At 57.9% G+C, this 22,768-nt stretch carries 23 protein-coding genes; 13 read left to right on the top strand and 10 right to left on the bottom strand.

Annotated features, from left to right (window positions below):
- Window positions 1–40: 40 nt before the first annotated feature.
- A complete protein-coding gene (locus AC8GFP_RS06005; RefSeq protein WP_506611249.1) occupies window positions 41–529 on the bottom strand; it encodes a lytic transglycosylase domain-containing protein in 489 nt (162 codons plus the stop codon).
- A gap of 261 nt (window positions 530–790) precedes the next feature.
- On the opposite strand from AC8GFP_RS06005, the gene AC8GFP_RS06010 reads away from it, so the two are divergent.
- From AC8GFP_RS06010 to AC8GFP_RS06020, 3 genes are all read left to right on the top strand, one after another.
- Window positions 791–1,687, top strand: coding sequence for a dienelactone hydrolase family protein (locus AC8GFP_RS06010; RefSeq protein ID WP_506611251.1), 897 nt, complete (start codon window positions 791–793; stop codon window positions 1,685–1,687).
- Between the two features lie 37 nt (window positions 1,688–1,724).
- The gene (locus tag AC8GFP_RS06015; protein WP_506611419.1) at window positions 1,725–2,543 is read left to right on the top strand and encodes a ZIP family metal transporter; all 819 of its coding nucleotides are present in this window, start codon (window positions 1,725–1,727) and stop codon (window positions 2,541–2,543) included.
- 70 nt (window positions 2,544–2,613) lie between these two features.
- The gene (locus AC8GFP_RS06020) at window positions 2,614–3,285 is read left to right on the top strand and encodes a nitroreductase (protein WP_506611252.1); all 672 of its coding nucleotides are present in this window, start codon (window positions 2,614–2,616) and stop codon (window positions 3,283–3,285) included.
- Between the two features lie 22 nt (window positions 3,286–3,307).
- On the opposite strand, the gene AC8GFP_RS06025 is transcribed toward AC8GFP_RS06020, so the two are convergent.
- The 7 genes from AC8GFP_RS06025 to AC8GFP_RS06055 form a co-directional block, all read right to left on the bottom strand.
- The gene (locus tag AC8GFP_RS06025) at window positions 3,308–4,456 is read right to left on the bottom strand and encodes a HupE/UreJ family protein (protein ID WP_506611254.1); all 1,149 of its coding nucleotides are present in this window, start codon (window positions 4,454–4,456) and stop codon (window positions 3,308–3,310) included.
- A gap of 2 nt (window positions 4,457–4,458) precedes the next feature.
- Complete coding sequence (locus AC8GFP_RS06030) at window positions 4,459–5,037, bottom strand: hypothetical protein (RefSeq protein ID WP_506611256.1); 579 nt, start codon at window positions 5,035–5,037, stop codon at window positions 4,459–4,461.
- Between the two features lie 143 nt (window positions 5,038–5,180).
- On the bottom strand, window positions 5,181–5,756 hold the full coding sequence (locus AC8GFP_RS06035; protein ID WP_506611258.1) for a hypothetical protein: 576 nt from the start codon (window positions 5,754–5,756) through the stop codon (window positions 5,181–5,183).
- A gap of 60 nt (window positions 5,757–5,816) precedes the next feature.
- Window positions 5,817–7,073, bottom strand: a complete 1,257-nt coding sequence (locus AC8GFP_RS06040; RefSeq protein ID WP_506611260.1) for an acetamidase/formamidase family protein — start codon at window positions 7,071–7,073, stop codon at window positions 5,817–5,819.
- A gap of 143 nt (window positions 7,074–7,216) precedes the next feature.
- On the bottom strand, window positions 7,217–8,065 hold the full coding sequence (locus tag AC8GFP_RS06045; protein WP_506611262.1) for a sulfurtransferase: 849 nt from the start codon (window positions 8,063–8,065) through the stop codon (window positions 7,217–7,219).
- Window positions 8,066–8,067: 2 nt separating this feature from the next.
- Window positions 8,068–8,964 carry a DMT family transporter gene (locus tag AC8GFP_RS06050; RefSeq protein WP_506611264.1) on the bottom strand — a complete coding sequence of 299 codons (897 nt, stop codon included), beginning with the start codon at window positions 8,962–8,964 and terminating at the stop codon, window positions 8,068–8,070.
- Window positions 8,964–10,088, bottom strand: coding sequence for an aromatic ring-hydroxylating oxygenase subunit alpha (locus tag AC8GFP_RS06055; RefSeq protein ID WP_506611266.1), 1,125 nt, complete (start codon window positions 10,086–10,088; stop codon window positions 8,964–8,966). The genes AC8GFP_RS06050 and AC8GFP_RS06055 overlap by 1 nt, the downstream gene beginning before the upstream one ends.
- A 129-nt stretch (window positions 10,089–10,217) precedes the next feature.
- Here AC8GFP_RS06055 and xseB point away from each other — a divergent pair, with 129 nt between their 5' ends.
- Genes xseB through AC8GFP_RS06070 form a run of 3 tightly spaced genes read left to right on the top strand, consistent with a single transcriptional unit; the run spans window position 10,218 to window position 12,012 of the window.
- Window positions 10,218–10,475, top strand: a complete 258-nt coding sequence (gene xseB, locus AC8GFP_RS06060; protein ID WP_506611268.1) for an exodeoxyribonuclease VII small subunit — start codon at window positions 10,218–10,220, stop codon at window positions 10,473–10,475.
- The gene (locus AC8GFP_RS06065; RefSeq protein ID WP_506611270.1) at window positions 10,472–11,377 is read left to right on the top strand and encodes a polyprenyl synthetase family protein; all 906 of its coding nucleotides are present in this window, start codon (window positions 10,472–10,474) and stop codon (window positions 11,375–11,377) included. The genes xseB and AC8GFP_RS06065 overlap by 4 nt, the downstream gene beginning before the upstream one ends.
- 20 nt (window positions 11,378–11,397) lie before the next feature.
- Window positions 11,398–12,012 carry an NnrU family protein gene (locus AC8GFP_RS06070; protein WP_506611272.1) on the top strand — a complete coding sequence of 205 codons (615 nt, stop codon included), beginning with the start codon at window positions 11,398–11,400 and terminating at the stop codon, window positions 12,010–12,012.
- Here the strand turns inward: AC8GFP_RS06070 and AC8GFP_RS06075 are convergent.
- Window positions 11,999–12,772, bottom strand: a complete 774-nt coding sequence (locus tag AC8GFP_RS06075; RefSeq protein ID WP_506611274.1) for an enoyl-CoA hydratase/isomerase family protein — start codon at window positions 12,770–12,772, stop codon at window positions 11,999–12,001. The genes AC8GFP_RS06070 and AC8GFP_RS06075 overlap by 14 nt on opposite strands.
- Before the next feature lie 2 nt (window positions 12,773–12,774).
- Entirely contained in the window at window positions 12,775–13,962 is a 1,188-nt protein-coding gene (locus AC8GFP_RS06080; protein ID WP_506611276.1) for an amidohydrolase family protein, read from the bottom strand.
- Between the two features lie 104 nt (window positions 13,963–14,066).
- On the opposite strand from AC8GFP_RS06080, the gene AC8GFP_RS06085 reads away from it, so the two are divergent.
- From AC8GFP_RS06085 to AC8GFP_RS06115, 7 genes are read left to right on the top strand one after another with little or no spacing between them, the layout of a single operon-like run.
- Window positions 14,067–15,665, top strand: coding sequence for a 6-hydroxynicotinate reductase (locus AC8GFP_RS06085; protein WP_506611278.1), 1,599 nt, complete (start codon window positions 14,067–14,069; stop codon window positions 15,663–15,665).
- A 3-nt stretch (window positions 15,666–15,668) separates the two neighbouring features.
- Window positions 15,669–16,547, top strand: coding sequence for a UPF0280 family protein (locus tag AC8GFP_RS06090; RefSeq protein WP_506611280.1), 879 nt, complete (start codon window positions 15,669–15,671; stop codon window positions 16,545–16,547).
- Window positions 16,548–16,555: 8 nt separating this feature from the next.
- The gene (locus tag AC8GFP_RS06095) at window positions 16,556–17,197 is read left to right on the top strand and encodes an amino acid synthesis family protein (RefSeq protein ID WP_506611421.1); all 642 of its coding nucleotides are present in this window, start codon (window positions 16,556–16,558) and stop codon (window positions 17,195–17,197) included.
- 19 nt (window positions 17,198–17,216) lie between these two features.
- Window positions 17,217–17,801: an amino acid synthesis family protein gene (locus AC8GFP_RS06100; protein ID WP_506611282.1), complete on the top strand. Its 585-nt coding sequence runs from the start codon at window positions 17,217–17,219 to the stop codon at window positions 17,799–17,801.
- A gap of 49 nt (window positions 17,802–17,850) precedes the next feature.
- Window positions 17,851–18,573: a bifunctional nicotinamidase/pyrazinamidase gene (gene pncA, locus AC8GFP_RS06105; RefSeq protein ID WP_506611284.1), complete on the top strand. Its 723-nt coding sequence runs from the start codon at window positions 17,851–17,853 to the stop codon at window positions 18,571–18,573.
- A gap of 21 nt (window positions 18,574–18,594) precedes the next feature.
- On the top strand, window positions 18,595–19,086 hold the full coding sequence (locus AC8GFP_RS06110) for a (2Fe-2S)-binding protein (RefSeq protein WP_506611286.1): 492 nt from the start codon (window positions 18,595–18,597) through the stop codon (window positions 19,084–19,086).
- 4 nt (window positions 19,087–19,090) lie between these two features.
- Window positions 19,091–22,732, top strand: coding sequence for a molybdopterin cofactor-binding domain-containing protein (locus AC8GFP_RS06115; protein WP_506611288.1), 3,642 nt, complete (start codon window positions 19,091–19,093; stop codon window positions 22,730–22,732).
- The last annotated feature ends 36 nt before the right edge of the window (window positions 22,733–22,768 follow it).

A 22,768-nucleotide genomic window follows, 5' to 3' on the forward strand; every position in this document is an offset into this window, starting at 1 on the left:
GCGGCTTGATTTGTCAATCCAGGCATCGCCCCAGATGGGTCTAGCGCAGCGCGGTAGGCACTGTGATGCTGAAGTTGTCTGGCGAACGATGTCGCATCAACTCTCGGTAAATCAACGTTTGGTAACGCGCATTTTTTGCGGGTGTGGTGGAGTGGTAGGCTGCGATGCCAAACCAAGTCAGGCCATGCCGTGCAATTTGCTTGCTCAGCAACCAAGCACCGACATAGGTGTTGACACAGGCATCCTTCAATTCCTTTTCTCCAATTCCATGCTTCTCCAGCGTGGGCAGGTGAACCGTGTTCACCTGTGCCACGCCGATGTCTTTCGTGCCGTTGGTGTTGTGGTTGATGGCTTTGGGGTTGAGGCGGCTTTCCACCATCAAAATGGCTTTCAGGAGTTGCGGGTCAACCCGGTGAAATTGCGCGGCGTCTGCAATGCACCGTTCAATGGCCAAATGTTGGATGGGCGGCTTGGCTTTTGCTTGCACATCGGTCAGGCCCCAACACAAGGTCGCAAGCCAACAAACCATCAAACTTGACAGTTGCTTGGGCTTTGTTTGTAAAAAGTAAATCATGTGAAATGAATTCTTTGGTGTCGTTAAAGACAAATTAAATCGCAAATAAAGTAAATAATTGGTATTTTTAAAATAAATTTGTATATTTGGTATTCAATTCTGTGGTTTTTTGACAAAATTCAGACATTCAAGCGGACCTGGCTTGGCGCACACATCTGCCAAGCCCTGTTTGCTGGGGCGCATAATCACCACCCTTCGCATGCCTAAACCCGCCCTATGAACCCCGCCTTACTGACCGATGGCCAAGCCCTGTTGGCCCCTGCCCAACCATGGGTCAAGCCAAACCGCCGTACCTGGATGCAAACCGCTTTGGGGGTTGGCTATGCCGCAGCGGCTTTGCCGGTGGTTGCCCAAAACGCCGTGAAAACGACCGGCGAGGGACTGGTTCACGGCGAGGTGATGATTGATGTGGCGGGATTTCAAATGCCGGCCTACCGCAGCGCACCCGCTGGTCAATCCAATCTGCCGGTCGTGTTGGTGGTGTCTGAAATCTTTGGTGTGCACGAATACATTGCAGACGTCACACGCCGCTTGGCGCACCAAGGCTACTTGGCGATCGCCCCTGAATTGATGGTTCGTCAAGGTGACGCCAGCAGCTACGGCGAAATCAGCAAGTTGATTGCAGAAGTGGTGTCCAAAGTGCCGGACGCCCAAGTGATGAATGACTTGGATGCTTGTGTGACTTGGGCCTCAGCCCATGGCGGCAACACAGCCAAACTGGCCATCACAGGCTTTTGTTGGGGCGGTCGCATCACCTGGTTGTATGCCGCGCATCAATCCGCTGTCAAAGCCGGTGTGGCCTGGTATGGCCGCTTGGTTGGGCCCAGCTCAGCCCTGACCCCCAAACAACCGGTTGAACTGGTGGCGCAATTGAAAGCCCCCGTCTTGGGCCTGTACGGCGGTGCAGACAGTGGCATTCCTCTAGACAACGTCGACACCATGAAAGCTGCTTTGGCTGGCGGCAACAACAGCGCCAAAGCCAGCGTGTTTCAAATCTACCCTGACACGCCCCATGCATTTCATGCAGATTACAGAACCAGCTACCGTGAAGCGGCAGCCAAAGACGGTTGGTCGCGCATGTTGGCCTGGTTTCAACAACAAGGCGTGGCATGAGCTTGCTGCTGAGCCAAGAAAACGTACAACGATGAATCTGACCTTGTGGGCCACTGTGCTGGGTACGCTAGGTGCAGGCGTGGGCAGTGTGTTGCTGGCGGCCTTGCTGTCGCGTGCCCTCTTGGGACGCTTCACCCAACATTTGTTGAGCCTGGCAGCGGGCGCATTGTTGGCCACAGCCTTCATGCATTTGCTGCCGGAGGCTTTTGAATCTGATATCACCCCGCATGTCTTGTTCACGACATTGTTGTTAGGCTTGGTTTTTTTCTTTCTGTTGGACAAGGCGGAGTTGTGGCACCACGGTCATGAGCACAGTCATGACCATGATCACGGCAGTCATTCGAAGGGCCACGACCATGCCCATCATGATCAAGGGGCAGATGCGCCGTCCTCTGAGCAAGGTTTTGCAGGCAGTTGGGCGGTCTTGGCCGGTGACAGCGTGCACGCTTTTGGCGATGGCATCTTGGTGGCTGCTGCGTTCATGACCGACATCCGATTGGGGGTGGCGGCATCGCTGGCGGTGCTGGCGCACGAGATTCCACACCACATGGGTGATCTGGCGGTGTTGCAACGTGGCTTTGGTCAAGGCCGGGGTGCTTTGCTCAAACTCTGCATGGCCGGTGGCGTGACCGTGTTGGGCGGACTGCTGGGACATTTCTTGATCGAAGGTCACGAGTCTTGGCTGCCCTTCATGCTGGTGGTCGCCAGCAGCAGTTATGTGTATGTGGCTTTGGCTGACTTGATACCCCAACTGCAAAAACGATTGACTGCCCCAGCGACAGCGATGCAAGTGCTGTGGTTGTTTGCGGGGATTGCCTTGGTGACGGCGGCCACCGAGTTCATGCACGTGCATTGAACAGGCTCTCAATTTTCTCGGCTGGGGCCATCTTGCGGCCTGGCGTTCAAGCATGATTTGGAGTGGCGACATGGAATTTTCAGAACTGATCAAAGCCCGCAAAAGCGTACGCGGTTATTTGCAAAAACCAGTGCCCCGCGAAGTCATCGAAGACATCATCGAGGTGGCGAAATGGTCGCCCTCCAGCATGAACACCCAGCCTTGGTATGTGCATGTGGTGACGGGCGAACCTTTGGATCGCATCCGCCAAGGGAACTCAGACAACATGATGAATGGCGTACCACCGAAACGCGACTTCCCCATGAAAGAAGAGTACGAAGGCGTCCACCGCAGACGACAAGTGGACATTGCCATTCAGTTGTTCGAGGCCATGGGTATTGCGCGTGACGATAAAGCACGTCGCACCGATTGGGTGATGCGCGGTTTTCGCCAATTTGATGCGCCGGTCTCGTTGGTTTTGACCTATGACAAATACCTCGAACCGGCAGCCATCAGTCAATTTGATTTAGGTGCCTTGTCGCATGCCATTGTGCTGGCAGCTTGGGAGCGTGGTTTGGGCTGTGTCATCAACGGCCAAGGCATCATGCAGTCCAAGGTGGTGCGCGAGCATGCCGGAATTCCAGATGATCAAAACATCATGATCTGCATTGCCATGGGCTATCCGGATGAAGATTTCGTGGCCAACCATGTGAAGTCAGTGCGAGAAGACAACGAAAAATTTGTCCGTTACGTGGGATTTTGAAGACCCCACAAACGATGGCGCTTCAACCGATCAAGCGTTGCACAAACCACCAGAATGCGACCAAGAAAACAGACACGGATCCCCAGCGCATCAGGTTTTTTTTGGCAACTTGACTTCTGAACAACACGACAACTGGCAAGCCAACCAGCAGCACGGCAAACAGTTGGCCCAATTCAACCCCCAGATTGAAAGCCAGCATGGTTTCGAGAAAATACATACTCGACAAACCCAGTTCTCTCAGGCCATTGGCAAAGCCCATGCCATGGATCAATCCAAAGACAAATGCCATCTTCCAATGGCTGAACTGAAAACGCGTTTGTAAATTCATGGCCGCCGACACCATGATGGACAGGGCAATCACAGATTCAATGAACCGATCGGGCAGGCTCACCCAACCCAAGACCGAGCAAATCAAGGTGATGGAATGCGCCAAGGTGAATGCGGTAATCACCTTCAGGGCAAATTTTGCGGCTGTTTCGGGATGTCGTGCGGCCGTAGGGGTGGCTGCAGGCTGAAGTAACAACAGGCCTGGCAAAAGCAGGGTCAACAAAAACAGCAGGTGATCCGGGCCTTCCAGGACATGCCTTGCCCCTTCTTGAATGAAGAGCCAGAAGGTGGACCAACCTTTGGCCTCTCCCAACACAAAGCGTTGAACCGCATGGTCATGGTCAAAGACCGAGGATATTTCATCGTTAGACAGGCGCAATTTGAAAAAGGCACGCCCCAACTTGTCGTTTTGTGTGAAGAATTGGTAACGAACAACGACAAATTTGGGGGGTTGGGCTTCAAGCGGAGCGTTGAAGCGTTGTCGAACATACAGCCCGTCGTTATGCAGTACCACCGATTGCGCATCGAACACCAATGCAACGGACGCGCCATCTATCTCTATGTCCAGTGAATCCTGAATCACTTTTGTGATGGCGGGCTGCATCGCCGCCAATTGATCAGGGGATGGTGCCGCGGCATCCGTTTGCGCAGCTTGTTGCAGCAAGTTGCCCAGGTCGCGAACGATGAAGTCGAGTTCTAGTTGCAGTCGACCCTCTGCTTCACGGATCGTCACATAGCTGTTGCCTGTTTGATGGGCCAACGTCAACCCATTGGAGGCCAGCAGGCCGACTGCCAGCGAGGCCCAAAGAAGAAAACGGTGCAAACGAGGGGGTAAAGCCAGCATGGTCAAGGGGCAGGCACGAGCGCCTCCAAGGTCAATGGTTTGAGACTTTGCGGGTATTCTTTGCGAAGTTCAGCGTGTAGTTTTTTAAACTGACGCGTGCCCTCTTCTTTTGGCACCATGCCTTGTTGAACAGCCTGCAAAACATGGATGGCCAGAATGAACTTAACCTCTTCGGCATTGACTGTGCTGTCTCTGGCCTTGAGCAAGCTGTTGCCGATGGTCAGCATTTCAGTCAATTCTTCGCGAGTTTGAGAAAAAGGGGCCAGCGGGTTGTCGCTGAAGCTGTCGTAAAACTGGTTTTTAAAAAGCAGGTATTTGGCCTGTTCATTGAACGGGGCTTTGCCATCCAACTTGAGCGCTGTTCGGTAGTGATTCAGGGCGGACAGGTAAAGACCGATTTGCGGAGATTTCTCTAACTTGAAACCCGCACGGGCCAACTCGCTCAGCAGCAATGTCGATTCCAGTCCCTTGACCGCACCATGGCTGATGATGTCTTGGTTGAACAAGTCGCGAATTTCATCCAACGTGGTGCCCAGCAAAAAATGCGCTTTGGCTTTGCCAGCAGGAGAAGAGCTTGTCACCAGTATTTGCTGGGTTTCAGACAGCTTGGCCAGGTAGTTTTGTCGCACTTCAGTGGTGATGGAATCATGTGACCAACTGGTTGCGCACAACAGCCAATGAAGAGCCCACAGCAGGCTCCAACGAAGGTGAAAACCAGGCTTTTTCATTTGTCTGGGGGTGGGGGCGGTGGATCGATTTTCTCGCCTTTGTAAAAAGCCAAGGCACCAGGGTGAATGGCCATGCCATGTCGGCCAGTGCCGGGATCTGTCAATTGCAGTGATGCCGCCGAGTCCATCAAGCCGCGTGTCACCAAATAACCATGGTAGAGAGGCACATCCGGTCGGGTCACCAACAGGTACTTGCCGTTGTCCACCAAGATCTGTAATTCAAGGGGCTTGAAACTCTCGAAGGGCGCATCGCCTGCAAACATTTGCCGCGCGTGCTCATGAGACAACACCGCCAGCTTGACTTGGTCTGTTTTGAGCAGACTGGCCATGCGACCCAAATCTTGTGTGCGACTGACCAGTGCGCGACTCAGCGGGAGGTTTTGCCGCAGCGTGGCCACCCAAAGATCGCCAATGTCATCTCCGGTGTAGTCTTGATGCGATGTCAGGATCACCATGTTTCGCTTTCGAAACACATCCCAAAAACGGTAGGGCGTGTGGGCCAAGGCCATGGCAGGCAGCCCGCTCATGGCGGCAGCCAGACTCAAGCGAGAAAGGAAAGAGCGTCTTTGCATATCAGAAGATCCAAAAAAAAGAGCGAGAGTGACTCGCTCTTTTTATACAGCGTAGAAAGATTATTTCTTACCGAAGATTTCCATCGGGCAAATGGTGGTCACGGCATAGTTGGGCACGTCCACCACGTTGCTGATGCGCAAGTCGCAGGCCACGCTGGCAACAACCAGGGCTTGCTCTTTGCTCAAGCCTTTGGTGGCCATCAGCCAGTCGATCATGGCGATCATGGAGTTGCGTGCAGCCAAGGTCAAATCGTTGGACAGGTTGGTCAGCGGTTTGATTTTTTCGCTGTCAAGGTAAGCCCACTGGGGTGGTACTTCGCCCGCTTTTTTCAAGGGATAACCGACCACAGCGTGGAAGCTGTCTGGCTCCAATTTCTTGATTTGTGAGCCACCTTCAAACATGGGTTGTTTGACCAAAGAGGCCATGCCCTTGCGGATTTCGGTGGAAACAGTCACAACTGCACCCATTTCAATGGCGGTACCTGCCACTTCACCATCGCCTTGTGCGTAGTGCACGTCACCAATGAAGAAGCCGCAACCGTCGATGTAGCAGGGCAACAACAGGGTGGTGCCTTCAACCATTTGCTTGACGTCCATGTTGCCGCCGTTTTCACGGGGAGGCACGGTGCGCAAGCACTTGTCTTTGTGGCTGCCGTTGGGGCCGCAGATTTCTGCAGGACGGGCACTGATAGGTTGAGGTGGCAGAGCCACGCCACCCGCAGCACCCAGTTGGCTTTCGCGGGCCAACCATTTTTCAACTTCTTCTTCGCCAGGCATGACACCCACCGAACCCATGAAGCCATTCATGGGAATGCGAACGCCAGGCAGCTGAGCAGAGACGGCCTCGTAGCGGTTCAGCTTCCAGTTGGCCACATAAGGATCTGGAAACATATCGGGCAAAAAGCCGAAACCAGGAATCAGGGTGGTGTAACCGTATTCATTGGGATTGATGTCAATCAGTTTGATGGCCAACACATCGCCGCGCTTGGCGCCTTCGATGTGGATGGGGCCGGTCATCGGGTGAATCAGGTTGGTGTCAATCGCCGTGACGTCTTTGGCAACAGAGTTGATATTGAGTTTGGCGTCCAGGGCGTCACGGGTGTGAACCACGATCAAATCACCAGGTTTCGCGCGTGCAATGGGCTTGATGGCGGGATGGTAACGGTTGAAACAATTGGGGTCATTTTCACAATGCTCCCCTTTTTTCGTGATTTCAACGATGGTTTGGGTCTTGACGTTGGTGGTGTCAGCAAAAGCATTGGTGAAAAAGAAACCAATCAACAACCACCCGAGAGAGGGCTTGGCGAAATACTTCATGTCAGTCCTTGTGTGATGGGGAAAGAAATTTATGTTTGTAAGACACGGGATGATCATTCAGAACCACTTGTTGGCTTGAATGCCCCAAGGATAACCTTGGTATGCGTAGGTTAATCATGAGATATGCACTCAAGCGGTGCATTTCAAGCTTTCGCCAAGGGTAAACCCGGGGTGTTGCACCAATCACTCCAACTGCCTGCATACAAAGCGGGACGACCCAAGCCAGCCACTTCCATGGCCAACACATTGGGAACTGCACTGATGCCACTGCCGCAGTGGTGCACCACACTGTGGGCCTCTCGCCCATTCAACAAGGCTTCAAATTCGGCTTTCAAAACAGCTGGGCTTTTCATGAAGCCCTCTGGCGTGAAGTTGCTGGTGAACGGCCGGTTCAACGCCCCCGGAATGTGACCCGCCACCGGGTCGAAAGGCTCGGTCTCACCCTTAAACCGTGCAGGGGCCCGGGCATCCACAATGGTTTGCGTGGGCTGGCCCAAAGCCGCTGACACATCGGCTGTGAATTTGAGCGCGACCAAGCTGTCCCGCAATGGAAAAGATGAGGCTTTCACGGGTGCTGCAGGACCACTGGCCACCGCACCACCAGCCGCCACCCAAGCTTGCAAACCACCATCCAGCACCGCCACAGCTTCGTGGCCGCACCACTTGAGCATCCACCACAAACGGCCACAGTAGTTCATGGTTTGACGGTCATAGACCACCACTTGTGTTGGCGCGTCGATGCCGCAGCTGCTGAGCCACTTGGCAAAGTGTTCGCGGGTAGGCAGTGGATGACGACCGCCATTCACGGCCAAGGCTTTGTCGTGCGTGGCCAAGTCGGTGTTGATGTCAGCAAACAGTGCACCAGCGATGTGCTGCTCTTCAAATTGCGCCCGGCCTGCCGCTGGGTTAGTCAACTCGGCACTGCAATCAACCACCACCAAGGGGTCACGCAGTGCTTGCAATTCGCGCACGGAAATCAAAGTGGTGTACATGCTCAATGCTCCTCAGCAGGTGAATCGGGAACGGCGCGGGTGCGCAACACAGTGGAGGCCACGCCACTGGCGATGATCAAGCCCATGCCCAGCCAGCCGATGGTGGGCAATTGTTCGTCAAACAACATCATGCCGTAAAGCGCTGCAAACACAATCCCCGCGTATTGCAAATTGGCCACCACCAAGGTGGAGCCACGTGAAAACGCCAGGGTGAGACAAACCTGACCCAAGGAGGCCAAGATGCCAATCGGCAGCAACCAAGCCGCGTGGCTCCAGTCCCATGTTGACAAGCCGGTGACGGTCATGCCCAACAAACCTGCCACGGCGGTGCCCAAGGCAAAGTAAAAAACAATCCGCGTGATGGGCTCGCCGGTGCGGCCCAAGGCCATCACATGCATGTAGGCGAAGGCGGCAAAAAACCCAGAGATGAGACCGACCAAGCCAGCGAACAATTGGTTTTGCTCGATGGTCGGGCGCAGCATCATGACCACACCCACAAAGCCCATCAGAACGGCCAACACCAAGGGCCCTTGACGACGCATGTCGTGGCCGTTGCCAGTGAGTGTGCCCATCAAACTGCCGCCCACCAAAAACGCGGCAATCCACACACTGCTCATGTAGTTCAAGGTCATGGCGGTGGCCAAGGGCAGTTTGCCAATCGCATAAAACCAAGCGCCCAAGGATGTGACACCGACGATGCTGCGCCAAAAGTGCATGGCCGGGATAGGCGTTTTGAGGGGTGTACCGCGATAGTGGGCAAAAGCCGCCACCAAGCCCAAGCTGATCAGGCCACGAAAGAACACCAATTCACTGGCGTGAAAATAAACGGAGGCAAATTTCACGCACACACTCATGCTGGCCAACAAGGCTGCGGCCAGCAGCATCCACAGGGCTTGCATTAAGGCTGAACGTTCATGTGCTGGTGATACCACTCATGAAACTGTTGCATGCCGTCTTCCATCGGGCTTTGGTAGGGGCCGAATTCGTTGTCACCGCGTTGCATCAAAGCCCAGCGGCCTTGGTCCATGCGTTCGGCAATTTCATCGTCTTCGACGCAAGTTTCCATGTAGGCAGCGCGTTGCGCCTCGACAAACTCACGCTCGAAAGCGACGATTTCTTCCGGATAGAAGAACTGCACCATGTTCATGGTTTTGCGCGGGCCCATGGGATGCAAGCTGGACACGGTGAGCACATGCGGGTACCACTCGACCATGATGTGCGGGTAGTAGGTGAGCCAAATCGCGCCGTGGGGCGGGACTGCACCTTGGTTGTACTTCAGCAAGGCATCGTGCCAGCGTTCATAGGTGGGACTGCCCGCTTTGCCCAGACGGTTGGCCACGCCAACAGTTTGCACCGAGTATTCTTTTTTGAACTCCCATTGCAAATCGTCGCAGGTGACAAAGTTGCCCAAGCCGGGGTGGAACGGACCAACGTGGTAATCCTCGAGGTACACCTCGATGAAGGTTTTCCAGTTGTAGTTGCACTCGTGCAACTCGACGTGGTCCAGGGCGTAGCCGGTGAAGTCGAGTTGGCTGCGTGGGCCCATGTGGGCCAAATCGGCCTCGATGTCGCGGCCGTTGTCCTCGAACAGCAAGCCATTCCATTCACGCAACTTGTAGTTGTTCAGGTTCAGACACGGGTCTTGTTGGAAGTGCGGGGCCCCCAGCAGTTGACCATTGGTGGCATAAGTCCAGCGGTGCAAGGGGCAGACAATGTTGCCGCCCATGTTGGCAGCAGGGGACTGCAAATTGCCACGACCTTTGAGCATCACCGCTTGTCGGTGGCGGCAAATATTGGAGATCAGTTCGATGCCCTGTGCGTTGCGCACCAACGCGCGGCCTTCGTGTTCTTGGGGCAAGGCCATGTAATCACCCACCTCGGGCACGGCCAAGGCATGACCGACGTAACGAGGACCTTGCTGAAACAGCAAAGCCATTTCGCGCTGATAAAGCGCCTCGTCAAAATAGCTTGTAACTGGGAGTTGGCCAGAGGCCTGCTGCAGTTGAAGACTTAAATCAGACATGGACCGTCCTGACCTAAAGACTCCCCACAGGGAGGTGATTAAAAAACTGGCAGGTCGCCAGAGGGAAGGGGATTGTAGCCGTCCCCCAGAGCCCCCCTACAATCGCGCCAAACCACTGCCCAGACCCCCATGACCAAGGCCGCCGCCCCCTCATCTGCTTCCGCCAAAGCGCAAGCCCTGCCCGACAGCTACGAGGCTGGTTTGCAAGAACTGGAGCAGCTGGTGGCCACCTTGGAATCGGGGCAAATGCCCTTGGCCGACTTGCTGCAGGCCTACCAACGCGGGTCTTTTTTGCTCAGCCATTGCCGCGGTCAACTCAAAGCCGTCGAGGCGCAAATACAGGTGCTTGAAGCGGGCAGCCTGAAAAGCTGGAACGACGAGGCATGACCCCCTTCAACATGCAGGCTTGGAGCCAAGCGCATCTGCTCACCATTGAGCAGGCCTTGCAACAGTGGGTGACGCCGCATGCTCCTGCTGGTCTGGGCGACGCCATGCGTTATGCCGTGCTTGATGGCGGCAAACGTTTGCGCCCCTTGTTGGTCATGGCCAGCATGGAGGCTTGCACAGCCCAGCCCGCAGCTTGGACTTTGGATGCCGCACTGCGTGCTGCTTGTGCCATGGAATTGATCCACGCCTATTCCTTGGTGCATGACGACATGCCTTGCATGGACAACGATGTGTTGCGACGAGGCAAACCCACGGTGCATGTGCAGTTTGGCCAAGCTCAAGCTTTGTTGGCGGGTGACGCCTTGCAAACGTTGGCCTTTGAGTTGTTGACCCCTGAGGACAGCGACATTCCTGCCAGCGTGCAAGCCCGCTTGTGCGGTTTGTTGTCTCGGGCTGCCGGTCATGCGGGCATGGCGGGTGGTCAGGCCATCGATTTGGCCAGTGTCGGTCAGCGCTTGAGTGCAGACGAATTGCGCCAAATGCACCGACGTAAAACCGGTGCCTTGCTGGAAGCCAGCGTCGTCATGGGCGCAGTCGCCGCGCAGGCGACGCAGGCCACCGTGCAACATTTGTTGCGCTACGGCCAAGCACTTGGCGTGGCGTTTCAAGTGGTGGACGATATTTTGGATGTGACCGCTGATGTGGCTGCTTTGGGCAAAACGGTGGGCAAAGACGCGGCCAATGACAAGCCCACCTACGTCTCTTTGATGGGGTTAGAAGGTGCCCGTGCAGAGGCCAGCCGTTTGGCGCAAGAAGCGCAAAATGCATTGCGAGAGAGTGGATTGTCCCCAGCGCCTGCGCTTCAAGCTGTCGCTGATTGGGTGTTGCAACGTCAACATTGATAACGATTGGAGAACATGTCATGGGCTTGTTGCTGCTGGGTTTGATTTTGTTTTTAGCTTGTCATTCGGTGCGTGTATTTGCCGAGGACTGGCGCACCGCCACGATGCTGCGCTTGGGCGACAAAATGTACAAGGGACTCTACAGTCTGGTCTCCTTGCTTGGTTTTGTATTGCTGGTTTATGGCTACAGTTTGGCCCGGGTAGACAGCAGCATCCTTTGGTTGCCCCCTGTGGCCACGCGCCATGCAGCCTCTTTGCTGATGTTGGTGGCCATGATTTTGTTGGTGGCCACTTATGTGCCCCGCAACGCCATTCAGAAGCGCTTGCGCCATCCCATGGTGTTGTCTGTCAAAGTCTGGGCCTTGGCGCACTTGATATCCAACGGCCGTTTGGTTGATGTCGTTTTGTTCGGCACTTTTTTGGTGTGGGCGGTGCTGTCCTTCCGCGCTGCGCGTCAACGAGACCGCCTCTTGGACAGCATGGAGCCTGAGGCGACTGAAGTGTCCGAAGTGGCATCGTCCACCACCATGAAAGTGATGGCCATCGGTGCTCTGGTGTGGGCCGTTTTCTTGTTGGGCGGCCATGCTTGGTTGTTTGGTGTCAGCCCGATCGGTATGGGTGTCACTGGCCCTTGAACATCGGCTTTCTTTTTTCAGCAAAAGCCTTCAAACCTTCTGCAAAGTCTTCGCTGCGGGCGCTGTCCAACTCGCGTTCTCGGAGCACGGCTTCGTTATAAAGACCTGCAGCAATGTCGTTGATGGAACGTTTGGTGGCTTGCGCAGCCAGTGGGGCCATGTTCAAAACATCGCGCAGCAAATCGCGCAAACCGTCGTTCAAGCCTTCTACACCCTCGACCATTTCCAACACGCCCAGCGCATGCAATTCCGTGGTGTTGAACACTTTCGCGGTCAGAAAAGCTCGCTTGGCCGCTGCCACGCCAAACTGGTTCACATAGCGCAACAAGCCGCTGGGGTAATAGTGCAAGCCCAGCGCCGCAGCGGGCATGCGCCATTCCAAGTCTTTCAAACCCAGGCGCAAGTCGCAGGCCAACACCATGTCGGTGGCGCCGCCATACACGCTGCCATTCAAGGCGCAAATGCTGATGGGGCGGAGTTGGGCCAAAGCTTCGGGCACTTTTTCAAAAGCTGTGGAGCCCTGGCCTGGTTCGGCAAATCCACCGATGTCATAACCCGCACAAAACACCGGTTTGGGCTGGCCCTGGGTGTTGGCGGTCAGCACCATGGCACGAATGTTCAAGTCCTCGTTGATTTGCGCCACATGCTGCAACAAGGTTTGCAAATCGCCGTTTTCCAAACGGTTGCGTTGCGCAGGGCGGTTCAGGGTGATGGTGGCCACGCCCTCGCGGCAATGCAACAAAGGCGGGCTGCTGTCCATGTTCAAACCACCACCGGAACTTGCGTGGCCGGTGGCGTGTTGCGACTGCGGGTGCAGCGCACCAAGCCATCAATCATCACCATGCCAATGCCTGGGATGTCGCCCAATTCCACGCTCTCCAAAAGGGTGCGTCCCGCGGTTTCTTGGGCACGGTCCATGAAGACAAAGTCGGCGGCGCGGCCCACCTCGATCAGGCCGCAGTTCAGCTTGCGTATGCGGGCGGTGTTGCCGGTGGCAAAGCAAAACACCAACTCGGCGGGAATGTTGGCCAGGCTGGAGAGCAGGGCGATCATGCGCAACATACCCAGCGGTTGCACCCCCGAGCCTGCCGGGCCATCGGTGCCCAAAATCACGCGGTGTGGGCACTTGAGTTCCAGTGCGGCTTTGGCCGCCGCAATGGCCACGCGCTCATTGCCGTTGTGCACGATTTCAATCGCGCGGCTGGATTTTTCGCACAACTCGCAGACATGCGCTTCGGGCAAAGAGGTGTGGCCGCCGTTGATGTGGCCAATGACATCCGCATCGGCCTCGAGCACCACGTCTTTGTCAATCAAACCCGAGCCGGGAATGGACGGGCCACCCGTGTGGATGGTGCTTTGGATGCCGTGCTTGCGCGCCCAAGCCACCATTTCTTTGGCCTCGTAACCCGCTTTCACCGAACCCAAGCCCACCTCGCCCAACAGGGTCACACCAGCGGCGGCCAGCTCGGCAAAGTCGTGTTCGGTCATGCCTTTTTCGATGATGGGCGCACCCGCAATCACCTTGACACCCCCGGGGCGGAAGTTGCTGAAAGCGCGTTGTGCGGTGATGGCCAAGGCCTTCAAACCGACGATGTCCTTGGGGCGTCCGGGCAGGTGCACTTCACCTGCCGAGATCATGGTGGTGACGCCGCCGTTCATGGTCGAGTCGATCCAACCGATTTGGTTTTGCCGTGGCGTCCAGTCGCCAAACACCGGGTGCACATGGCTGTCAATCAAGCCTGGCGCCACACAGGTTTGGCGCACGTCGATGGTGGTTTTGGCTTGGGAGATGTCGCAGTCTTTCTCGCGTCCCACGGCGGTGATGATCCCGTCCATGACCACGATGGTGTCGGCATCCAAGATCGGTTGATCAATGTCGCCCGAGAGCAGCAGACCGATGTTTTTGAGAACAACCTTGCCTGAGGCTTCTTCAAGGGTGGTGGTGGCCATGGGGTTTCTCCTGAATGCTTTCTTTTGAAATTCTGAACCGCGCTGGCCGACAGCATAATGCGTCAACGACTGAGGGCTGAATTGATTCTCCGCACCGCACACGCATGACCACACCCCGCAACACCCACACCGACGGATTGCCCGCCACAGATTCCGCTTTGCCTCTGGGACTGCAAAGGGTAGACCCGCGCACTGGCCCGGTGCGTGAAGGCAAGGTGGAATGCAATGCCTGCCCCGTGCTGTGCCATATTTCAGAAGGCCGGGTGGGGGCCTGTGACCGCTATGCCAACCACGCTGGTTTGTTGGTGCGCTTAGACCCGGTGGTGTTCCTCAGCCAACAAACACACAGCAGCCAAGTGCAAACCTTGACCGCACGTATGGATGGCGAGACCTTGCCGCAAACCTTGCAAGCCCTCGACAGCCAAGAGCGCGGCGTCTTCGTCACCGGCATTGGCTCGTCCACCACCTACCCCGATTACAAACCCGCCCCCTTCATCGTGGCTTCCAAGGCGCGAGGTGTGGACATGGTGACCGTGGTCACCGAAGGCATCTTCAGCTATTGCAGCCTGAAGGTGAAGATCGACACCGACCGCCATTTGGGCGAAGAACGCGCCGCTGTTTTGTTCGATGGCGAAGTGGTGGGCCATGTCACCACGGCTGAATATGGCTCGCAAATGCTGAGTTTGGGCGGCGTGCACCACCTCACAGGCGGCAGCAAAAAACAAGGCCGCAGCGCCTTGGCGCTCATGCACACTTTGGGCAACCACCAAGCCGCCGAGGTGCAGATTGAAAACGGAGCTAAGGTGGTGTTGCAAGCAGGCCAAGCGCCCATCGTCGATGGCGTCACCGAGCAGCGCATGCGCGTGGGTTGCGGTTCGGCCGCCATCGGCATGTTTGCCCGCCAATGGCTGGGCTTGTGCGACGAAGTGGTGGTGGTTGACGACCACATCACCGGCGTGCTGACCGAGCACCAAGCCGGGCGCTGTTTGCACATGAAGCCCAGCGGCATCCGCATCAAAGGCCGCAAGTCCACACCCGGGCGTTACTTCCAAGTGGCCGAACCCGGCACCGGCTGGGGCGGCACCAACATCCAAAACCCGTTGTCCATCTTGGAAGCGTGGGACCCCGAAGAGGCCTGGCCAGGCTTGCGTTTCTTGATGACCTCCACCACCGGTGAACACGCCGAATGGTTTGTCTTGGATGACCATTTAACCCCTCAACCTGCGCCCATGCCCGACGCCGTGCAACAGGTGGTCGACCGCATTGGTGACAACTGCGAACCCTCTTTGGTGTCGGTCTTGTTCTTGGGCGGTGCGGGTGGCAGCCTGCGATCCGGCGTCACCGACAACCCGATCCAACTCACCCGCGCGGTGAAGCAAGCCTTGGTGAACGTCACCTGCGGTGGCGCACCGGCCTATGTGTGGCCGGGCGGTGGCATCACCTTGATGGTGGACGTGCTGCGCATGCCTGCCAACAGCTTTGGCACCGTGCCCACACCGGCCATCGTTGCCCCCATCGAATTCAGCATGAAGCTCTCAGACTATGAGGCCTTGGGCGGCCACATGGGCTTTGTGCGCAGCCTGGACGACAGTTTGCGCAAAGGCGCATGGCACAACGACGGCGCCCCCACGCAACTGCGCTGGGAAACACCGCCCGTTGGCGCCAACCCTTGGCCGCTGACCCAAGCACCCATGCTGGGCTGAGTCATGCAAGCCTGCCGTCAAGCCTTATCGAACGGACGTTGGCATTTTCAGCACGGCCCCATCGACATCGTTTTGCAACTCGACGGCGATTCAAACGCTTGTGAACACGCCTTGCAAACGGCTTGGCAGCGTTTTGAAACCATCTTGCCCGAGTTGGTGCGTGAATTGCCAGCACTGCGTCGCCCTGTCGATGAATTGCATGACCACCGCTTTGAAAGCGTGGTGGCGCGACGCATGCACCAGGCGGCTTCAGAACTGGCGTGGGCCAGCGCCGATGAATTCATCACACCCATGGCCGCAGTGGCAGGGTCGGTGGCGCAAGAGGTGCTGCAGGCCTTGGCGCTGCCCGGTGTGGACCGCGCCTACGTGAACAATGGCGGCGACATCGCACTGCACTTGCAGCGCGGCGAATGGCGCATTGGCGTGGTGAGCCAGTTGGCGCAAGCCTTGGCTGCCGTTGCCGCCAGCGCCTTGGTCACCGATGGCCAGTTCGTCATCAGCGCCGCCATGCCGGTGCGTGGTGTGGCCACCAGCGGCTGGGGCGGGCGCAGTTTTTCATTCGGCGTGGCCGACAGCGTCACTGTGCTGGCCGACACGGCTGCGCTTGCCGATGTGGCCGCCACCTTGATTGCCAACGCCGTGACTATTCAGCACCCCGGGATTCAGCGTCGCCCGGCCAACAGCCTGCGGGACGACACCGACTTGGCCGACCGCATGGTGACGGTGGACGTGCCCAGCTTGCCCCCGGCACTGATTCAAGACGCTTTGCAACTCGGGCTAGACTGTGCCCGTGGCCTGCAAGCGCGGGGCCAATTGCATGCCGCCTATTTGTGTTGCCAAGGCCAAGTGGCCGTGACACCCGTTTTGGAGTGTTTGGTTTGAGCTCAGACTTGATCGATGTACGCCGTGTCTTCACCCATGTGGAGGAGATCCACCACGAATTTGGCCCGGTGGCTGACACCCCCTTGGTGCGGGGTGCCATCGCGGCGGTGTTGCGCAATCCTTATGCCGGTCCGTACAACGCCAAGATCCTGCCCATGATGGACGCCTTGAACCCGCTGGGTGTTCAACTTGCCCAGCAACTGTGCCAAGCCATGGGTGTGACCCCAGAGGCGATTCAGGGTTACGGCAAAGGTGCCATCGTCGGTGCAGCCGGGGAACTTGAACACGGTGCCTTGTGGCATGTGCCCGGTGGCTATGCCATGCGCGAATTGCTGGGCTGGAAGGGCGACCGCGCGGCCTACACGGTGGGCCAGGGCAGCGCCAGCAGCGGTCAACCTGGCAACGCCTTGTCCATCGTGCCGTCCACCAAAAAAGTAGGCCCGCCGGGTGCGGCGCTGGACGTGCCCCTGACCCACATCAATGCCAGTTATGTGCGCAGCCATTTCGACGCCATCGAAGTGCGGGTGCCAGGCGCACCACGCGCTGATGACATCGTGTTGATCTTGGCCATGAGCACCGGTGCACGGGTGCATGCCCGGGTGGGTGGTTTGGCCGCCCAAGACATCAGCCAATGGAATGGATTGCGCTGAGACAGCGCAGGAGAACAACATGACAGCTCAAATTCGAAAAATCGTGGTGCAAGTGGACGAACTGCTGCAAGAGGGTGGTGTGGCCGTCTCGCCGCCGACCCGCCGCGCCTTGGCCATGGCGGTGATTGCCAATCCGTATGCCGGACGCTTCAGCGACAACCTGGATGAACTCATCGCCATTGGCGAAGAGTTGGGCGGTTTGCTGGGGGCCCGATGTGTCAAGGCCTTGGGCATCAAGCCTGCGGATGCGCACAGTTATGGCAAGGCCGCCATCGTTGGCGAGTCGGGTGAACTCGAACATGCTGCGGCCATCTTGCACCCCAAACTGGGCGCACCCTTGCGCATGGCCGTCAGCAAAGGCGCAGCGCTGGTGCCGTCGGCCAAAAAACAAGGAACGCTGGGCACGGCCATCGATGTGCCGCTGGGTCACAAGGATGCGGCCTTTGTGCGCAGCCACTTTGACGCCATGGAGGCCCGCATCAGCGACGCGCCGCGCTCGAATGAAATTCTGGTGGCCGTGGTGGTCACCGACAGTGGCCGTCCGCATCCGCGTGTCGGCGGCTTGCAAGTGCATGAAATCGTGGGCCAAGACGGTCTGCGTTGACAGGTTCCCCACGCACGGGTTGTGCGTTTTTTTGTAGTGGAGATCGAAGATGACAACAGATCGCAGAAAACTTCTGGCAGCAATGGGCGCCCTGGGCGCAGTTGGTGTGATGGCACCTTGGGCCATGGCCGCATCCAAAATCAAACCCGGCTCCAAATCGGTGTTGATTGCGGTGGATGTGCAAAATTGTTTTGTGGAAGGTGGCACCTTGCCTGTGGCCAAAGGCTCGGAAGTGGTGCCCGTCATCAACCGCATTTCAACTGCCTTTGAAAACATCGTGGTCACACAAGACTGGCACACCAAAGGCCATGCCTCGTTTGCTTCTGCCTATGACGGCAAAAAACCTTTTGAAACCACCAAACTGTCTTACGGCACCCAAGTACTGTGGCCCGACCACTGTGTGCAAGGCACCAAAGATGCTGAATTGCACAAAGATTTGTCACTGCCTTCAGCCCAGTTGATCATCCGCAAGGGTTACCACCCCAAGGTCGACAGCTACTCTGCTTTCATGGAAGCCGATGCCAAAACCGCCACCGGTTTGTCTGGCTACTTGAAGCAACGCGGTATCAAAACCGTGTTCGTCACCGGTTTGGCCACCGACTTCTGTGTCGCTTGGACCGCCATGGACGCCCGTGCCGCTGGCTTTGAGGTGTATGTGGTGGAAGACGCTTGCCGCGCCATCGACCTGAACGGCTCCTTGGCCGCTGCTTGGAAAAACATGGCAGCCAAAGGTGTCAAGCGCATCCAGTCTGCTGATATCCAAGTCGGTTGATTAGTTCGCCTTTTCGCACCGATGCAGCCGCTGCGTACCGTTGATGTGCAGTTGCAGGTGAATGGCCAAGACCATGCCCTGCGACTGACTTCTGCTGCCACGCTGCTGCATGTGTTGCGCAACGACTTGGGGCTCAACAGCCCCAAGTTCGGTTGTGGCCTGGGTCAATGCGGTGCCTGCACCGTGTTGATCGACGGCACACCCGCCCGGGCTTGCGTCATTCCTGCCCAAGAAATTCAACACCGCGACATCACCACGTCTGAAGGCCTGGGTCAAGCCAGCGCACCGCATCCGGTGCAGCAAGCCTTCATCGATGAACAAGCCGCGCAATGTGGCTATTGTTTGAACGGCATGGTCATGATGACCGTGGCCTTGCTCAAACGCTGCCCCGACCCCACCGACAGCCAAATCCGCCAAGCCTTGTCGGGCAACCTGTGCCGCTGCGGCACCCATGTGGAGATCATGGCCGCGGTCAAACGGGCTGCGCGGCTGATGCATCCCACCCCGGCCTGACCCCATGCGTGCCCAGCAGGTTCACCAACGCGCTGATTTGTTTGAAGCGCAAGGCGTCTTGCGCGTTTGTCGCCCCGCCTTGCCCCAGCAAGCCCCAACGCCTGGCCAACCGCCCTTTGTCTACAGCCACGCCAGCGAGGGCGATGAATGTTTGTTGGCCGTGTGGGACGACGGCAGCGTCACCGCTTTGCATGGCCATGTGGATTTGGGCACCGGTTTGCGCACCGCCTTGACCCAGTTGGTGGCTGAAGAACTTCACACCGATCCTTCCAAAGTCCATGTCTTGATGGGTATGACCGCGGTGTCGCCCAACCAAGGGGCCACGATTGCCAGCGCCTCAATTCAAATCCATGCCGCGCCGTTGCGAGCTGCGGCGGCGCAAGCCCGCCAATGGTTGATCGCTCAAGCCGCCCAACGCTGGGCCTTGCCCCCAAGCGAGGTGCAGCTTCAAGACGGTGAAGTCTTCTGTGCCCCACACGGCCGCTTGCCTTGGGCAGCCTTGCTCAAAGACCAGGCGGTCGATCTGCCCTTGCAACGCGACACTGAACTGAAACAAGCGGATCAACATCAATGGGTCGGTCAAAGCTTGCCGCGTGTGGACATCCCCGCCAAGGTGTTTGCAGATTTGATTTATGTCCACGATATGCGCATGCCCGGCATGCTGCATGGCCGGGTGGTGCGGCCGCCCTATGCGGGCGCCGACAGCGGTGCTTTCATTGGCCACACCTTGGACCGGGTGGAAGCCTCATCCATTGCCCATATCCCCGGCATCCACGCGGTGGTGGTGCAAGGCGATTTTGTCGGCGTGGTGGCCGAACGCGAAGAACACGCCGAACAGGCCATGCGCGAATTGCAGGTGCATTGGAAACCGTGGCCTGGCATGCCCGGCACCCATGACCTTGAAAACGCCATTCGCAGCAACCCCAGCACGCCGCGTGAGGTGGTGAATGAGGGCTTGGTGGACGAAGCCTTGGCAGACGCCGCCCACACCTTGCAGCGCACCTATGTGTGGCCCTACCAAATGCATGCCAGCATCGGTCCGTCTTGCGCCGTGGCCTGGTGGCATGGCTTGAACAATTCAGACACGCCACACCGCTTGTTGGTCTGGGCAGGCACGCAAAACCCGCATGCTTTGCGCGCTGATGTGGCGCGTTTGTGCGGTCTGCATGACACCGAAGTGAACATCATCCGCATGGAGGCCGCCGGTTGCTACGGCCGCAACGGCGCCGACGATGTGGCCGCCGATGCCGCTTTGTTGTCCAAAGCCGTGGGTGCGCCTGTTCGTGTGCAACTCACCCGCGAACAAGAGCATCTGTGGGAGCCCAAAGGCGCGGCCCAACTCATGCAAGTGCGTGGCGGCTTGGGTCGCGAGGGGCAACCCAGTGGCTACGATTTTCAAACAAGCTATCCCTCGAATGGCGCCACCACTTTGGCGCTGTTGCTCACGCGCACCGTTGAGCCCATTGCCCAAGCTTTTGAAATGGGCGACCGCACCGCTCGGCCACCCTACAACTATGCCGACTTGCGCGTCACCGTGAACGACATGCCGCCCATCCTGCGGGCCTCTTGGTTGCGCGGTGTGTCGGCCTTGCCGAATTCGTTTGCGCATGAAAGTTTCATCGACGAATTGGCCACTGCCGCTGGCGCGGACCCCGTGCAATACCGCTTGGCGCATTTGGCCGATGAACGCGCCAAAGCCATGGTGCAGGCGACTGCTGACAAAGCCGGTTGGCAAGCGCACACCCAGCCGCAACAACGCCCATCGGAGGGTGATTGGTTGGTCGGGCAGGGCGTGGCCTATGCCCGCTACATCCACAGCAAGTGGCCGGGCTTTGGTGCCGCTTGGGCCGCTTGGGTGGCCGACGTGCGGGTCCACAAAACCACCGGTGAGGTGCAGGTGCAGCGGGTGGTGGTGGGGCATGACGCAGGCATGGTGGTCAACCCCAAAGGGGTCGAGCAGCAAATCCATGGCAATGTGTTGCAAACCACCAGCCGCGCCTTGCTGGAACAAGTGCAAACCGATGCCACCGATGGCCGGGTCACCAGCGCGGAGTGGGGCAGTTACCCCATCTTGCAATTCCCGCAAGTGCCCGTCATCGAAGTGGTGCAAATGCCGCGCCCCTTGGAAGACCCCTTGGGCGCAGGCGAATCCTCCTCGGTGCCCGGCACGGCGGCGATTGCCAACGCTATTTTTGACGCCACCGGCATTCGTTTTCGGCAACCACCCTTCACCCCGGAAGTGGTGCGAGCCGCCTTGAACCCCTTGGCCGCACCCGTGCAGCCGACACCCCAAGCCAGCCGCAATCCCGACCCCGCACCCTCGTCACAACCGGGCTGGGCCAAGGGCTGGAGCTGGCCCAAAGTGGGTGGTGCCTTGTTGGCCTTGGCCGCCTTCACCGCGGCCAGTGTGGGTTGGCGCAGCAGTTTGCCGCGCATGGCGAGTCCTTTGGCCCCGGTCAGCCAAGCCGTGCTGGCGCGCGGCGCGGAAGTAGCGGCCTTGGGCAACTGCGTCACCTGCCACACCAGCGACCAAGGCGAGCCCTTTGCTGGCGGCAAGGCTTTCAACACAGGATTTGGCACGGTTTACAGCAGCAACCTGACGCCCGATGCGGACACCGGTTTGGGTGCTTGGACCTACCAAGCCTTTGAGCGGGCCATGCGCCAAGGCATCTCGCGCGATGGCCACGCTTTGTACCCTGCGTTCCCCTACACCGCGTTTGCCAGCATCAGCGATGACGACATGACGGCGCTCTACGCTTGGTTGATGCAACGCCCTGCGGTGTCGCAAGCCACGCCACAAGCCGACATGGGCTTTCCGTTTGGCATGCGCTCGCTCATGCTGCTGTGGAATGGTTTGTTTCATCAACCCAGCACCTACCAATACGACCCAGCGCAAACCGCGCAGTGGAACCGAGGCGAGTACTTGGTGAATGGCGCGGCCCATTGCGGGGCCTGCCACACGCCACGCAATGCCTTGGGGGCCGAGCAAAAAAGCAGTGCCTTTTTGCAAGGCGCAGTGTTAGACGGCTGGCAGGCACCGGCACTGACCTCGCTGAACCCGTCACCCGTGCCCTGGCGAGCTGAAGATTTCTTCCACTATTTGCGCCACGGTTACACCGATTTCCATGGCGTGGCCAGCGGCCCCATGGCCCAAGTGGTGCGCAATTTGCAAACCGTGCCTGACGCCGATTTGCAAGCCATGGCGGTGTATTTGGCCTCATTGCAAACCGCTGCCCCTTTGAACGACAGCCAGCAAACCGCCCAAGCCCAACAGGTGGTGCAACAAGCCGCGGCCTCTGCACCGCTGCCTTCAGCCGCCCAGCGCCAATTTGAGGGCAGCTGCGGCGCATGCCACCATGACGGCAGCGGGCCGCAACTGTTGGGCGTGAACCAGCCGCTGTCCTTGAATGGCAACTTGCACAGCGCCACCCCGGACAACCTGGTGCAGGTGATTCAGTCCGGTATTCAACAACCACCCTCCCAGCGCGTGGGCTTCATGCCCGGCTTCAAGGACAGCTTGAGCGAGGCGCAAATGCTGGACTTGGTGGGCTGGATGCGACAACGCTATGCCCCCGACAAACCGGCTTGGACCCCGGCCCAGATCAAAACGGCGATGCGCCAATCTGCCAGCCCCTCATCCCGCTGATGTTGCGCAGTGGGCTGCTTACTTGAGCGTCAACCT

This window comes from Limnohabitans simekii (SeqCode) (genome assembly GCF_965234735.1).
In the GTDB taxonomy this organism is placed as follows: domain Bacteria; phylum Pseudomonadota; class Gammaproteobacteria; order Burkholderiales; family Burkholderiaceae_C; genus Limnohabitans; species Limnohabitans simekii.